This window comes from Rhodoligotrophos defluvii (assembly GCF_005281615.1).
Lineage (GTDB): Bacteria > Pseudomonadota > Alphaproteobacteria > Rhizobiales > Im1 > Rhodoligotrophos > Rhodoligotrophos defluvii.
In genome coordinates this window covers 154,436-166,963 of the sequence record NZ_SZZM01000007.1, presented here as the reverse complement: position 1 = coordinate 166,963, position 12,528 = coordinate 154,436, and the positions used below count along the sequence as shown (strand labels likewise).

General features: G+C 63.5%; 16 protein-coding genes. 9 read left to right on the top strand and 7 right to left on the bottom strand.

Annotated elements, in window-relative coordinates:
* Nucleotides 1–19: 19 nt before the first annotated feature.
* The gene (locus E4P09_RS23335; RefSeq protein WP_137392059.1) at nucleotides 20–1,216 is read right to left on the bottom strand and encodes a deoxyguanosinetriphosphate triphosphohydrolase; all 1,197 of its coding nucleotides are present in this window, start codon (nucleotides 1,214–1,216) and stop codon (nucleotides 20–22) included.
* 104 nt (nucleotides 1,217–1,320) lie between these two features.
* Here E4P09_RS23335 and erpA point away from each other — a divergent pair, with 104 nt between their 5' ends.
* Together erpA and E4P09_RS23325 are read left to right on the top strand one after the other, a co-directional pair.
* Complete coding sequence (gene erpA / locus E4P09_RS23330) at nucleotides 1,321–1,650, top strand: iron-sulfur cluster insertion protein ErpA (protein ID WP_137392058.1); 330 nt, start codon at nucleotides 1,321–1,323, stop codon at nucleotides 1,648–1,650.
* A complete protein-coding gene (locus E4P09_RS23325; RefSeq protein ID WP_137392057.1) occupies nucleotides 1,647–2,114 on the top strand; it encodes a YaiI/YqxD family protein in 468 nt (155 codons plus the stop codon). The genes erpA and E4P09_RS23325 overlap by 4 nt, the downstream gene beginning before the upstream one ends.
* A gap of 3 nt (nucleotides 2,115–2,117) precedes the next feature.
* Here the strand turns inward: E4P09_RS23325 and E4P09_RS23320 are convergent, their stop codons facing one another.
* From E4P09_RS23320 to gatC, 6 genes are all read right to left on the bottom strand, one after another.
* A complete protein-coding gene (locus tag E4P09_RS23320; RefSeq protein WP_239025334.1) occupies nucleotides 2,118–2,516 on the bottom strand; it encodes a lysozyme inhibitor LprI family protein in 399 nt (132 codons plus the stop codon).
* 4 nt (nucleotides 2,517–2,520) lie between these two features.
* Nucleotides 2,521–4,128: a carboxyl transferase domain-containing protein gene (locus tag E4P09_RS23315; protein WP_137392056.1), complete on the bottom strand. Its 1,608-nt coding sequence runs from the start codon at nucleotides 4,126–4,128 to the stop codon at nucleotides 2,521–2,523.
* Nucleotides 4,129–4,289: 161 nt separating this feature from the next.
* Nucleotides 4,290–5,771 (bottom strand): Asp-tRNA(Asn)/Glu-tRNA(Gln) amidotransferase subunit GatB, encoded by a 1,482-nt coding sequence (gatB, locus tag E4P09_RS23310; protein ID WP_137392055.1) that lies wholly within the window; start codon nucleotides 5,769–5,771, stop codon nucleotides 4,290–4,292.
* A gap of 35 nt (nucleotides 5,772–5,806) precedes the next feature.
* Nucleotides 5,807–6,103, bottom strand: a complete 297-nt coding sequence (locus E4P09_RS23305; RefSeq protein WP_137392054.1) for a chorismate mutase — start codon at nucleotides 6,101–6,103, stop codon at nucleotides 5,807–5,809.
* Between the two features lie 4 nt (nucleotides 6,104–6,107).
* A complete protein-coding gene (gatA, locus tag E4P09_RS23300) occupies nucleotides 6,108–7,580 on the bottom strand; it encodes an Asp-tRNA(Asn)/Glu-tRNA(Gln) amidotransferase subunit GatA (RefSeq protein ID WP_137392053.1) in 1,473 nt (490 codons plus the stop codon).
* 24 nt (nucleotides 7,581–7,604) lie between these two features.
* Nucleotides 7,605–7,892, bottom strand: coding sequence for an Asp-tRNA(Asn)/Glu-tRNA(Gln) amidotransferase subunit GatC (gatC, locus tag E4P09_RS23295; RefSeq protein ID WP_137392052.1), 288 nt, complete (start codon nucleotides 7,890–7,892; stop codon nucleotides 7,605–7,607).
* Between the two features lie 306 nt (nucleotides 7,893–8,198).
* Here gatC and E4P09_RS26300 point away from each other — a divergent pair, with 306 nt between their 5' ends.
* The 7 genes from E4P09_RS26300 (at nucleotide 8,199) to hspQ (ending at nucleotide 12,472) form a co-directional block, all read left to right on the top strand.
* Entirely contained in the window at nucleotides 8,199–8,375 is a 177-nt protein-coding gene (locus E4P09_RS26300; RefSeq protein WP_205042269.1) for a hypothetical protein, read from the top strand.
* A gap of 43 nt (nucleotides 8,376–8,418) precedes the next feature.
* Complete coding sequence (locus E4P09_RS23290; protein WP_137392051.1) at nucleotides 8,419–8,856, top strand: hypothetical protein; 438 nt, start codon at nucleotides 8,419–8,421, stop codon at nucleotides 8,854–8,856.
* A gap of 32 nt (nucleotides 8,857–8,888) precedes the next feature.
* Nucleotides 8,889–9,212 carry a hypothetical protein gene (locus E4P09_RS23285; RefSeq protein WP_137392050.1) on the top strand — a complete coding sequence of 108 codons (324 nt, stop codon included), beginning with the start codon at nucleotides 8,889–8,891 and terminating at the stop codon, nucleotides 9,210–9,212.
* A gap of 7 nt (nucleotides 9,213–9,219) precedes the next feature.
* A complete protein-coding gene (locus tag E4P09_RS23280) occupies nucleotides 9,220–9,903 on the top strand; it encodes a hypothetical protein (RefSeq protein ID WP_137392049.1) in 684 nt (227 codons plus the stop codon).
* A gap of 130 nt (nucleotides 9,904–10,033) precedes the next feature.
* Nucleotides 10,034–10,648 (top strand): hypothetical protein, encoded by a 615-nt coding sequence (locus E4P09_RS23275; protein ID WP_137392048.1) that lies wholly within the window; start codon nucleotides 10,034–10,036, stop codon nucleotides 10,646–10,648.
* Between the two features lie 119 nt (nucleotides 10,649–10,767).
* Nucleotides 10,768–11,949 (top strand): FAD-dependent monooxygenase, encoded by a 1,182-nt coding sequence (locus E4P09_RS23270; RefSeq protein ID WP_137392047.1) that lies wholly within the window; start codon nucleotides 10,768–10,770, stop codon nucleotides 11,947–11,949.
* Between the two features lie 181 nt (nucleotides 11,950–12,130).
* The gene (gene hspQ, locus E4P09_RS23265; RefSeq protein ID WP_137392137.1) at nucleotides 12,131–12,472 is read left to right on the top strand and encodes a heat shock protein HspQ; all 342 of its coding nucleotides are present in this window, start codon (nucleotides 12,131–12,133) and stop codon (nucleotides 12,470–12,472) included.
* Nucleotides 12,473–12,528: the final 56 nt, after the last annotated feature.

Here is a 12,528-nt window from a genome sequence, read left to right as displayed (position 1 = left end):
GTGAGCAATGCCCCCGCGACTATCGGAAAAGTGGGTCGAGGTCAAACAGCCGGCGGTGCTCGTCAAGCGCGAACCGATCGGTCATTCCGGCGATGAAGTCGCAGATGCGCCGCGCTCGCTTATCGGCGGACAACCCGTCCATGCCGGCCTGCCATTCCTTGCTCATGAGATGGGGATCGCGCTGGTAGCTGTCGAACAGATCGCGGATGATCCGCTGCGCGCGCTCCATGATGCGCATGACCTTCTCGTGCCGGTACATGCGCCGGAGCAGGAAGGATTGCAACAGCCGGTTATGCTCGGCGAGCTGCGGGGAAAATCCGATTAACGGCTGGCCCAGTGTGCGGACGTCGTCGGCCGAAGCGGGCTGCAGGCGCTTTGCCCGCTTGGCGGATTCGGCGGCGACATCCTCGATCATGATGGAGATGACCCGGCGCACCGTCTCGTGGATCAGCCGCGGCCGCTCCAGATTGGGATAGCGGGCGACCACGTTCGACAGCACCGCGCTGACCAGCGGAATATCGGCCAGATCGATGATATCGAACAAGCGGGCCCGCAGGCCATCGTCCATGTCGTGAGCGTTATAGGCGATGTCGTCGGCGATGGCTGCGACCTGCGCCTCGGCCGACGGATAGGTGTCCAGCGCCAGGGCGTTGGCGCCGGCGAAGTCGAGAATGGCTTGCGGCAGGGTCTTGCCGAGATAGTGTCCGATGGGGGCGCCGTCCGGCCCGATCAGTGGGCCGTTGTGCTTGACCAGGCCCTCGAGCGTCTCCCAGGTGAGATTCAGACCATCAAACTCCGCATAGCGGCGCTCGAGCCGGGTGACGATGCGCAGCGCCTGCGCGTTGTGGTCGAAGCCGCCCGCCGTGACCATGCACGCGTCGAGCGCACGCTCGCCCGCATGCCCGAATGGGGTATGGCCGAGGTCGTGCGCAAGGGCCAGAGCCTCGGTCAGATCCTCGTCGAGCGCAAGCCGGCGGGCCAAGGAACGGGCGATCTGCGCCACCTCCAGACTGTGGGTAAGGCGCGTGCGGAAATGGTCGCCCTCGTGATAGACGAAGACCTGCGTCTTGTGCTTGAGCCGGCGGAAGGCGGTGGAGTGGAGGATCCGGTCCCGGTCGCGCTCGAAGGGGCTGCGCGGCGGCTGCTCGGGTTCGGCGACAAAGCGGCCGCGGCTCTGTTCGGCAATGGAGGCGAAGGGCGCCAGCTCGTATCTCAGGGGACGTGCTCCTGGCTTGCCAGTCCCGGTCCGATTGACCGGATCGCTACATGATCCTAAATATCGGTGAGCAGTGACAAATCCAAGCCGATCGAGTGAAGAGAATGGCCGAGCCGATCACGGTGACAGAGCGGGCCGCCAAGCGGATCAACGAAATTGTGGCCAGCGAGAAGCAACCTAAGGCGCTGCGGGTCAGCGTTTTGGGCGGTGGCTGCTCCGGCTTCCAGTACGAGTTCTCGCTGGATGACGCCAAGCAGGAGGACGATGTCGAGGTGGTCCGTAACGGCGCCGTGGTGCGGGTTGATTCGATGTCGATGCTCTACATGATCGGGTCCGAGATCGATTTCGAGGACAGCCTGATCGGGGCGTCGTTCAAGGTGAACAATCCGCAGGCGACCTCGTCCTGCGGCTGTGGCACCAGTTTTTCCATCTGACCCGCTCGCCCGACATTTTCGTCGATGCGGATGCCTGCCCGGTCAAGGCGGAGGTGGAGCGCGTGGCGACCCGCCATGGTCTTACTATCCATTTGGTAAGCAATAGCGGGGTTCGGCCAAGCGGCAACCCATTGATCCGCAACGTGCTGGTCATGGAAGGCCCTGATGCCGCTGATGACTGGATCGCGGACAAGATCAGCGGCGGCGACATCTGCATAACCGCCGATATCCCACTCGCCGCCCGCTGCTTGGAAAAGGGCGCACGGGTGCTCAGTCCCAAAGGCAAGCCATTCACCGACGAGAATATCGGCATGGCCCTGGCGACACGGGCGCTGATGCAGCATCATCGCGAAGCCGAGGGTGTGCAGACCTTCAATGCCGGCTTCACGCCGCGCGACCGTTCGGCTTTTCTCAATGCTCTAGAGAACGAGATCCAGGCGGTGAAAAACCGCCGCCGGCCATGAGAATCACTCTGGGCAGGACAGATCGCCGCCGGGGCATTTCACCTGCGTCTGGAGCTGTTTCACGCGATCCTCGGTGAGCTCGGCCCGGCATTCCGCATAGATCATGGGCCAGATGGAACCGCCCTGGTCCGCCGGCCCGCCCGCCCGGAAGACGCATTCCTTGTCGCGAAACGCGATCCAGGCCCGTTGCGCATCCCGTGCATAGCCCTTGCCGTCCTGCTCCAGCTTCCCAAGCAGTTGCTGGAAAACCCGGTTGAGCTCGGCATCCGCCTTCTCGAACGCTTGTGCGGCGCACTGGTTCATATCCGCCTGGGTCTTTGCATTGCCGCAGTCCGTCGTGGACTGCGCTGCAGCCGGCATGGCGGCAAGAGCAGCGAAGATAATGAGGAGCGGTGCAAGCATCGGGTCACATCCTGAAGACGCCGAAGCGGGTTTCCGGGATCGGCGCGTTGAGTGTGGCGGAAAAGGCGAGGCCGAGTACCATGCGGGTTTCCGCGGGTGTTATAATGCCGTCGTCCCACAGATGGGCGGTAGCGTGGTAGGGATGGCCCTCGCGCTCATACTGCTCGCGGATGGGCTGCTTGAATGCGTCCTCCTCCTCTGGCGCCCATGATTTGCCGTCCGCCTCCAGGTTGTCGCGGCGCACCTGCGCGAGCACGGAGGCGGCCTGCTCGCCGCCCATGACCGAAATGCGGGCATTGGGCCACATGAACAGGAACCGCGGCGAGTAAGCCCTGCCGCACATGCCGTAATTGCCGGCGCCGAACGAGCCGCCGACGATCACCGTGATCTTCGGCACCTGGGCGCAGGCCACCGCGGTCACCAGCTTGGCCCCGTCCTTGGCGATGCCGCCGGCCTCATAGCGCTGGCCCACCATGAAGCCCGAGATGTTCTGCAGGAACAGCAGGGGAATACGGCGCTGACAGCACAGCTCGATGAAATGGGCGCCCTTCTGGGCGGATTCGGAATAAAGGATGCCGTTATTGCCGAGGATGCCGACGGGAATGCCCCAGATATGGGCAAAGCCGGTGATCAGCGTGGTGCCGTAAAGCGCCTTCCATTCATCGAAGACGGAGCCGTCGACCAGGCGCGCAATGACCTCGCGGATGTCGTATTGCACCGAGAGGCTTTTCGGCACGATGCCGTTGATCTCCTCCGGGTCGTAGAGCGGCTCGACCGACTCGCGCACCGCGATGTCGATTTGCTTGCGCCGGTTGAGACCGGCGACAATCGAGCGCACGATGGCGAGCGCGTGCCGGTCGTCCAGCGCGTAATGGTCGGCAACGCCGGACTGGCGGGCATGCACGTCGGCGCCGCCCAGGTCCTCGGCCGAGACGACTTCGCCCGTGGCCGCCTTCACCAAGGGCGGGCCGCCCAGGAAGATGGTGCCCTGGCGCCTCACGATGACGGTTTCGTCCGACATGGCCGGCACATAGGCGCCGCCCGCGGTGCAGGAGCCCATCACGCACGCGATCTGCGGAATGCCGGCCGCCGACATGTTGGCCTGATTGTAGAAGATGCGGCCGAAATGCTCGCGGTCGGGGAAGACGTCGGTCTGGTTGGGCAGGTTCGCACCGCCGGAGTCGACGAGATATATGCAGGGCAGCCGATTCTGCAGGGCGATCTCCTGGGCGCGGAGATGCTTCTTGACCGTCATGGGGTAGTAGGTGCCGCCTTTGATGGTGGCATCATTGCACACAATCATGCATTCGCGGCCTTCAACGCGGCCGATGCCGGTGATCAGCCCGGCGCCATGGATATCGCCGCTGTAGAGGCCGTAGGCCGCAAGGCTCGACAGCTCGAGGAAGGGCGAGCCCGGGTCGATCAGCTGCATCACCCGGTCCCGCGGCAGGAGCTTGCCGCGGGCCACGTGTCGGTCGCGTGCCTTCTGCGGCCCGCCTTGCGCGGCTTCCGCCCGCTTGGCCGCGAGATCCGCCACCAGGTCCGCCATGGCCGCCGCATTGGTCCTGAATTCCGGCGCGCTGACAGACAGGCTCGAGCGAAGCGTGGCCATCAAGTCTCCTCCTCTAGCGTACCTTCAGATCTCACCCGATATTGACCCCCGCCCGGCCGCCTTGCGGCGGCCACCCTCCCCGTTCCGGGGAGGGATATCTCAGCCTGCGCCCCACTTCCCTCCCCTTGAGGGGCCGAAGGTGGGTCGGGTTAGCCCGCTCCCTACTCCACCCCGAGCTTGGTCTTGAGCAATTCGTTGACCGCTTGCGGATTGGCCTTGCCGCCGCTCTGCTTCATCACCTGGCCCACGAACCAGCCGATGGTCTTGGGCTTGGTCTTCACCTGCTCGACCTGACCGGGATTGGCGGCGATCACCTGGTCGATGATGGCTTCGAGCGCGCTGATATCGGTGACCTGGACGAGGCCGCGCTGCTCGACGATGGCCTTGGGCGAGCCGCCCTCCTCCACCATGATGGCCAGCACGTCCTTGGCGATCTTGCCGGAAATGGTGCCGTCCTGGATCAGGTCGATGAGCTCGCCCAGGTGATCGGCTGAGATGCCGAGCTCCAGCACGCCCGTGTTGCGGGCATTGGCATGGGCGGCAAGGTCGCCGGTCACCCAGTTCACCGCGAGCTTGGAATCCCGTCCCTTCGCCACCGCCTCGAAATAATCGGCCATGTCGCGGTCGGCCACCAGCACGCCTGCGTCATAGGCGTTGAGGCCGTAATCGCTCATGAAGCGCTGCTTCTTCTCATCCGGCAGCTCCGGCAGGCTCGCCTTGATTTCCGTAATCCAGGCCTCCTCGACTTCCAGCGGAAGAAGATCCGGATCGGGGAAGTAGCGGTAGTCGTGCGCCTCCTCCTTGGAGCGCATGGAGCGGGTCTCGCCCTTGCGGGCGTCGAACAGGCGCGTCTCCTGGTCGATGGAGCCTCCATCCTCCAGGATGCCAATCTGCCGGCGCGCCTCGTATTCGATGGCCTGGCCCATGAAGCGGATCGAATTCACGTTCTTGATCTCGCAACGGGTGCCGAAGGGCTCGCCCGGCCGCCGTACCGAGACGTTCACGTCGGCGCGCAAATTACCCTTCTCCATGTCGCCGTCGCAGGTGCCGAGATAGCGCAGGATGGTGCGCAGCTTGCCGACATAGGCCTTGGCTTCGTCGGCGGAGCGCATGTCGGGCTTGGAGACGATCTCCATCAGCGCGACGCCCGAGCGGTTGAGGTCCACATAGGACATGGTGGGGTGCTGATCGTGCAGGGATTTGCCGGCATCCTGCTCCAGGTGCAGCCGCTCGATGCCGACCTTCACCACCTCGCCATTGGGCATGTCGAGCAGGATATGGCCCTCGCCCACCACCGGCTGCTTGTACTGGGAAATCTGGTAGCCCTGCGGCAGGTCGGGATAGAAGTAGTTCTTGCGGTCGAAGACCGAACGGTGATTGATCTTCGCCTTGAGCCCGAGGCCGGTCTTGACCGCCTGCTCCACGCAGAAGCGGTTGATGACCGGCAGCATCCCGGGCATGGCCGCGTCCACCAGCGACACATTGGCATTGGGCTCGGCCCCGAAGGCGGTCGACGCGCCGGAGAACAGCTTGGCATCGGAGGTGACCTGAGCATGCACCTCGAGCCCGATGATCACTTCCCAATCGCCCGTCGCGCCGCTGATGAGCCTCGATTGGTCTACAGTTCTGGTGTCCTCGATCATCCCTGCATCCGCTTCTTGCGATCGGGCAAACGGTGTTAGCGCCCGAGCTTCGCCTCTTCATAAGCGATGAAATGGTCCATCATCATGCGCCACAGGCGCTCGGCAAAGTCCGCATCCACGCCCGAAGCGGCCGCCAGCGACCGCACCCTGCTGGCCACCTCCTCGACCCGCGCCTCGATCAGTGCCGGGAGCCCCAACGCGGTCTTCACCTCCACCACCCGGTCCACATAGCGGGTGCGCTCGGCCAGAAGCGCCACCAGCGCCTCGTCGATACGGTCGATCTCCGCGCGGAGGTCGCTCATATCCTGGCATTCGGCGGGGCTCTTGCTCATGGCTTCACACCCACCAGCGTTCGGGTTCCGCCTGGAAGCCGGCGGCCGATTCCAGTACATGGGCGGTGCGGAACAAGGTTTCCTCGTCGAACGGGCGGCCAATGAGCTGCAGCCCCAGCGGCAGCCCCTGCCCGGAAAGGCCAGCCGGCACGGAGATGCCCGGCAGGCCCGCCATGTTGACCGTCACCGTGAACACGTCATTGAGATACATGCTGAGGGGATCGGTGATCGCGCCGGGCGCGAAGGCGGCATTCGGCGTAGTCGGCGTCAGCAGCACGTCCACCTCGCTGAAGGCCTGCTCGAAGTCGCGGGCGATCAGCGTACGCACCTTCTGCGCCTTGAGGTAATAGGCGTCGTAATAGCCGGCCGAGAGCACATAGGTGCCGATCAGCACGCGCCGCTTGACCTCGGCGCCGAAACCGGCCGCACGGGTCTTCTCGTACATGTCGATGATGTCGTCGCCATTGACCCTCAGGCCATAGCGCACCCCGTCATAGCGGGCGAGGTTGGACGAGGCCTCGGCCGGTGCGACGATATAATAGGCGGCAAGCGCGTATTTCGTGTGGGGCAGCGACACTTCGCGGATCTCGGCGCCGGCGTCCTTCAGCCATTCCACCCCCTCAAGCCACAGCCGCTCGATCTCTTCCGGCATGCCGTCGACACGGTATTCCCTGGGCACGCCCACCTTCAGGCCCTTGATACTCCGGCCGATGGCGGCCTCATAGTCCGGCACCGGCCGATCGACGCTGGTCGTATCCTTCGGGTCGACGCTCGCCATGGACTTGAGCATGATGGCCGCATCGCGCACGTCGCGGGTGATCGGGCCCGCCTGATCGAGGGAGGAGGCGAAGGCCACGATGCCCCAGCGCGAGCAGCGGCCATAGGTAGGCTTGATGCCGACGGTGCCGGTGAAGGCTGCGGGCTGGCGAATGGAGCCGCCGGTATCGGTTGCGGTCGCCCCCGCACACAGCCAGGCGGCAACCGCGGACGCCGAGCCACCGGACGATCCGCCCGGCACCAGGCTCGTATTGCTGCCCTTCGCCCGCCAGGGATTGATGACCGGGCCGTAATAGGAGGTCTCATTGGACGAGCCCATGGCGAACTCGTCCATGTTGAGCTTGCCGAGCATCACCGCGCCGTCAGCCCACAGATTGGCCGTCACGGTCGACTCGTAGGGGGGCTTGAAGCCGTCGAGAATGTGGGAGCAGGCCTGGCTGTGCACATCGCGCGTGCAGAACAGGTCCTTGATGCCGAGCGGAATGCCTTCGAGCGGCCCCGCCCCTCCGGCGGCCAGGCGCTCGTCCGAGCCCCGCGCCATGGCAAGCGCCCGCTCGGGCGTCTCAGCCACATAGGCATTCAGGGCCCTGCCCGCCTCCATGGCCGCAAGATAGGCCGAAGTCAGCTCGGTGGCGGTGAATTCCTTGGCCTTGAGGCCGGCGCGGGCTTCGGCAATGGTCAGCCGTGTGAGATCGGTCACGCTGCGTCTTCCTTCGCTGGCCGGTTATTCGACGACCTTGGGGACCACGAAATAGTCGTCGTCGGAAACGGGCGCGTTGCGCACCACCGCTTCCGGATCGTTCCCGTCCGTCACCGTGTCATCGCGCATCTTCATGGCGGTCGCGACCACGCTGGTCATGGGCTCAACCCCGCTGGTGTCGACCTCGTCCAGTTGCTCGACCCAGTTCAGGATCGCGCTCAACTCCCCCTGCAGGGCGCGGGCTTCATCGTCGGTCACGGCGATCCGTGCCAGGCGCGCGATGTGGCGGACTGTCTTTTCGTCGACACTCATTGCGGATCCAAATTGAAGCGGTGCCTCACCGAGGCCATCAGACGGAATGCTGCATAACATCCCGAGCACGAGGCGGCAACGAGTCCAGACAGACGGCCGTCACGCCATGGTGTAGGCGCGCAAATTTCGCAAGGGCGCCACAATCACAGCCACAGTAACGACGCCGTGGGAAAATAGGCAAGGGACAAGATCATGAATGCCCAACCAGGAAACGCCACGGGGCCCACAGTCGCTTCCGACGGCATCGAGCCGGCGCGGACACATGAAGCAGGCCAGGCCGGAGACAGTCAAGCGGGCGGGTCCAAGATGTCCATTCCAGCCGAGCTCGAAGCGCTCACCTGCCTGAACCCAGACGACCTCAACGACTACTTGGAGAAGATCCTCGCGCGCCTCGTATCCGCGTCCGAAGATCCGGTCGTGCTGGAGTATCAGCCTCTGGCCGCCAGCTCGGATGCTGCGGCCGATCTGCACGCGTTGAGCTAGCGGCCCGCAGCCACAGCAAGCCAATCGACGGAGAGCCCCAGCAATGACCGCTCCCAATGCCCGGAACGTCCTTCTCACACCGAACAAGCCCGAGATCGTAAAATTCGATGCAACACGCGAACCGAGCGTACCCGTGACTTATCACGGCTTCGACCCGTCCGAGGACGTGATCGGCTTGGTGGTAAAAGCGGGCACCGCGACACCAGAGGACGGCAGCCGGTGGCCTGTCGCAGATAGCCCGGACCAGCCTCGCATTTACCTGACGTGGGAACGCTCTGAGGGCGAAGCCGGCTTGGAATTTACGGTCATGCATTATGACGGTGACGCGCCGCATGTTCTCGGGACCTTGTCGCTGGCCCCGACATACTGGCCGGACGATGATCATACCGAAGGTCAAATGCGATCAAAGGCAACAACCTCGTTCCACTATAAGACAGAGATTCTTCAGGAACCGGTTTTTTCCTTCATGGACATGGCGTGAACGAGCCCGCTGATGGGAAACGGACGCCTTTCATGACAACCGACGAAAAGGCCGCCTCGGACGTGGAGCCTCAGGACGATAAACCCCTCCAATGGCTTGCAAGCCTTGTCGATCAAGGCGCTGGAGCGGAGGTGACGTCGCCGGCCATCGTGGTGCAGAGCAGCTCCGGGGAAATCGAATGCGGCGATGGCGGCGGTCATCCCTCGGAGCGGCTCGCCCAACGGCCTGAGCTGGTCCAAAAAGCCTTGACGACATTGCAGAATCGCTTGCAAGACCATCCGGAATTATCTGATGGAAATCCGATTGGCGCTAAGTCATATATCAGTAACCCCATAGATGATCTTTCCATTTCATGAGTAACAAATGGCAATGGATTCCAGCTATAAACCACTCCACACTATTGCCGACCTGGATGAGGCGGCGGCTGGTTTTCGCAATAAAGGTCTGACCACATGCCGGCTGGGGAAAGATGGCGCCGACATCTCGTGCGTGATCAGCATGTCGCCGAGTAAGCCAGGCACAGCAGAATTCAACCTCGCTGCGGCAAATGAGGTGCATCCTCATTACGTCAATTTCACCCCGCGCGTGCACCAGGTCGAGTTCACCCTGCCCGATGGGCGGTCCCTGACGGAGTTCTTGCTGTCGACCGCTTCCGCCGACGCGCGCTCGAAGCTCTCGTTCTCGCTTATGAGAACGGAGAATGACAAGTCCGTTGTGTTCCTGAAATGGCACGAGGGCGAGCTGCAGCGACCGGTCGGAAGCCTGGTTCTGGATCCGCGGTGGTGGTGGCGACCAAAAGAGTTCATGCAGGATTTTTGTGGTGAACGGATCGAGCCGCCCTCCGCACAACGAGAGCTCGCCATGCTCGAAGCATCCCTGATCTTCAAGGGTGGGTCCCGCCTGCGGGAGCCCGGAGCCGCAGCGGCGGCGACGCGACCACTGACCGATGCCGATGCCCCTGATGAGCTGCTTGCGGCCGATGCGCAATCGGCCCAGGCTGTTCACCTGGTCAAGGCCGCTGAGGACTTATCGGATCTCGCGAACTGACGACCGGGAGTGCGCTCACGACCTGGTCTTATTTTTTGTGCAACCGAGGGGAGGAAAACAGGCGTAGGTTTATCCCTATTATTCTATCTATCAAAAATATATCGTGATCTTTTTTACAGGAATACTTACTGTGACGTACACAGCCGACGACATACCGTCCACCGTTACCGTGGCAACAGCGGCCAAATACGGCTATGCCTATCAAGCCAAGACCGGGTACAGCACATTCTGCGCGCCGTATGAAGATGGGCAGCGAATGTTCTGCGGCGTCGCTTTGACGCCCGAAGCCGGCCGCAACATTATCGTCGACGGCACATCCGATAGCGCGATTCCCCATGGCTTTTGGCGCTTCAATCCTCAGCACGACGCAGTGACGCTGGTCCTTCCGAAAGGCACCGCCGTCCCCGAGCACGGTGCCCTGTTGCCAAACACCATCGAGCCAGCGCAACCGTATGTTGAGTTCCAGTTCAACGTCTTGAGTGATGAGCTTGCTGTCAGCGGCAGAGAACGCGTTCCTGCCGTCGACGTCCTCCTTCACGATTCCGCATCAGATCGCCTGCTCACCTCCCTGAACGTCCAGAGCGATGTGTGGCGCGAGCTGCGGGACAGCGGCCTCGGCTATAAGGAGGCGGAGCTTGCGCTGCTCAAAGAGCTCGACGTCTCTGTGGTTCATACCAAGCCGTCTATGGAGGATGATCCCTTGATCCTTCCGGCACCGGATTGGGACTTCCCACTGCCGGCATAGCAGGGGCCTCGAGTCTGGCCACCGCGGGCAAGTCCTGTTAAAGGAGTTGCCTTGTGCGCTCGACCGGGGCACCTCTGCCGTGAGAGGTGTTTCGCAACGGGGAGGCTGCCAGGCTTGAGATGATGCGCGAGGACGACCCCCGCCATGACGTGGTCGTGGTCGGCACCGGCCCTGCCGGGCTCACTGCTTGTGCCCTGCTCGTCGCACGCGGGCTGAGGCCAGCCCACGTGCCCGGTACCCGGCGGGCTGAGGTTGACCCGCGCACGGCCGCTTTGATGCAGAGCAGCCTGGCGATTCTCGAATTGCTGGGCGTATGGCCCGGTGCGCTCATCGGTGAAGCGGCTCCGCTCTGGCGTCTGCGGCTCATCGACGAGACCGGCCGGCTGGTGCGGTCGCCCAGCGTCACCTTCGATGCGCGCGAGCTTGGCGATCAGCCGTTCGGCTGGAACATCCCCAACGAGGCTCTTAGCCAAGCGCTGCAGACGCTGATCGCCGGGCAGGACATTACGGTCTACGACGATGCCGTCGTCCGATGGCTCGAGCCGCGGAATGGGTACACGCTTGCGCACCTGTCGGATGGGCGATGCCTCAGCGCCCGCGCCATCATCGCCGCGGACGGTGCGGGCTCCCCTTGCCGGAGCTCTGCCGGCATCAAAACCTATGGCACTGTCTACCAGCAGCAGGCGATAGCCACGACTTTCGCGCATTCCGAGCCGCATCACGACTGCTCGACCGAGCGTCACAGGCGCTGCGGCCCCCTCACCACGGTGCCGCTGCCCGGCAACCGCTCCAGCCTGGTCTGGATGGACAGTCCTCTGGAGGTTGAGCGGCTGATGGCCCTTGATGACCGGGCCTTTGCTGCCGAACTCCAGCAGCATGTGGGGGAGGATCTCGGGGAGATCGGCGGCATCGGTCCCAGGCATGCCTTCGCCGCAAAAACCCTGATCGCTAGACAATTCGCAGCCAAGCGCGTGTTCCTGGTCGGCGAAGCAGGTCACGTTCTCCCGCCCATAGGGGCACAGGGGCTCAATCTCGGCGTGCGGGATGCAAAGGCGGCAGCCTGGCAGATCGCCGACGCGCTGGCCTTTGGCGAAGACCCCGGCGACGAGGCGCAGCTTGCGGCCTATGACCAGGCCCGTCACCGGGATATTCTGCCCCGCGGCATCGGTGTCGACCTCATGAACCGCTCGCTCCTATCGGGCCTGCTGCCCGCCCAGGCAGCGCGGGCCGTGGCACTGCAGGCCCTGAGCCGCTTGGGGCCGCTGAGGCGCGCCATCATGCAGCAGGGAATTGGGATCTAGAGGCTGGTATCGACCAGGCATGCGGCGATTGGCTCTTGCCATGCGCGGCGCATATGCCGTATTGCGGAACACTTATCCGACCGCATTGCAGAATCCTCCCCACCCGCTCCCATCCGGGCGAGCGGCGCAATGCGGATGGATCTTGGCAAGCGCGGCTGTAGGATGGTAGCGATTGAAAGCGATGACTCAGATCAACCGAACCGCGAAGTTCCAGATTGGGCAGGTGGTTAAGCACCGCGTGTTTCCTTTCCGCGGTGTGATCTTCGACGTCGATCCGATCTTCTCCAACAGCGAGGAATGGTGGCTGTCCATCCCTGAGGACATAAGGCCGCGTAAAGACCAGCCCTTCTACCATCTGCTCGCTGAAAACGACGACAGCGAGTACATAGCGTATGTTTCAGAACAGAACCTGCTCAGAGACGACAGCGGCGAGCCCGTTCGCCATCCGCAGGTTCAGGAGATGTTCGAGAGGTTCGACGAGCAGCAGGGCGTTTACCGGCTTGCCGCGCGGAAGGCCCACTAAGCGGGGAAACGGCGCGCGGCTCACACTGGCTCTGCTGGCGGCAGGCTGGAGCTGTG

What these genes read in the sequence shown, in the direction of transcription:
- erpA (WP_137392058.1), top strand. Translation starts at nt 1,321, where the DNA reads ATGGCCGAGCCGATCACGGTGACAGAGCGGGCCGCCAAGCGGATCAAC.
- E4P09_RS23320 (WP_239025334.1), bottom strand. Translation starts at nt 2,516, where the DNA reads ATGCTTGCACCGCTCCTCATTATCTTCGCTGCTCTTGCCGCCATGCCG.
- E4P09_RS23315 (WP_137392056.1), bottom strand. Translation starts at nt 4,128, where the DNA reads ATGGCCACGCTTCGCTCGAGCCTGTCTGTCAGCGCGCCGGAATTCAGG.
- gatB (WP_137392055.1), bottom strand. Translation starts at nt 5,771, where the DNA reads ATGATCGAGGACACCAGAACTGTAGACCAATCGAGGCTCATCAGCGGC.
- E4P09_RS23305 (WP_137392054.1), bottom strand. Translation starts at nt 6,103, where the DNA reads ATGAGCAAGAGCCCCGCCGAATGCCAGGATATGAGCGACCTCCGCGCG.
- gatC (WP_137392052.1), bottom strand. Translation starts at nt 7,892, where the DNA reads ATGAGTGTCGACGAAAAGACAGTCCGCCACATCGCGCGCCTGGCACGG.
- E4P09_RS26300 (WP_205042269.1), top strand. Translation starts at nt 8,199, where the DNA reads ATGTCCATTCCAGCCGAGCTCGAAGCGCTCACCTGCCTGAACCCAGAC.
- E4P09_RS23290 (WP_137392051.1), top strand. Translation starts at nt 8,419, where the DNA reads ATGACCGCTCCCAATGCCCGGAACGTCCTTCTCACACCGAACAAGCCC.
- E4P09_RS23285 (WP_137392050.1), top strand. Translation starts at nt 8,889, where the DNA reads ATGACAACCGACGAAAAGGCCGCCTCGGACGTGGAGCCTCAGGACGAT.
- E4P09_RS23280 (WP_137392049.1), top strand. Translation starts at nt 9,220, where the DNA reads ATGGCAATGGATTCCAGCTATAAACCACTCCACACTATTGCCGACCTG.
- E4P09_RS23270 (WP_137392047.1), top strand. Translation starts at nt 10,768, where the DNA reads ATGATGCGCGAGGACGACCCCCGCCATGACGTGGTCGTGGTCGGCACC.
- hspQ (WP_137392137.1), top strand. Translation starts at nt 12,131, where the DNA reads ATGACTCAGATCAACCGAACCGCGAAGTTCCAGATTGGGCAGGTGGTT.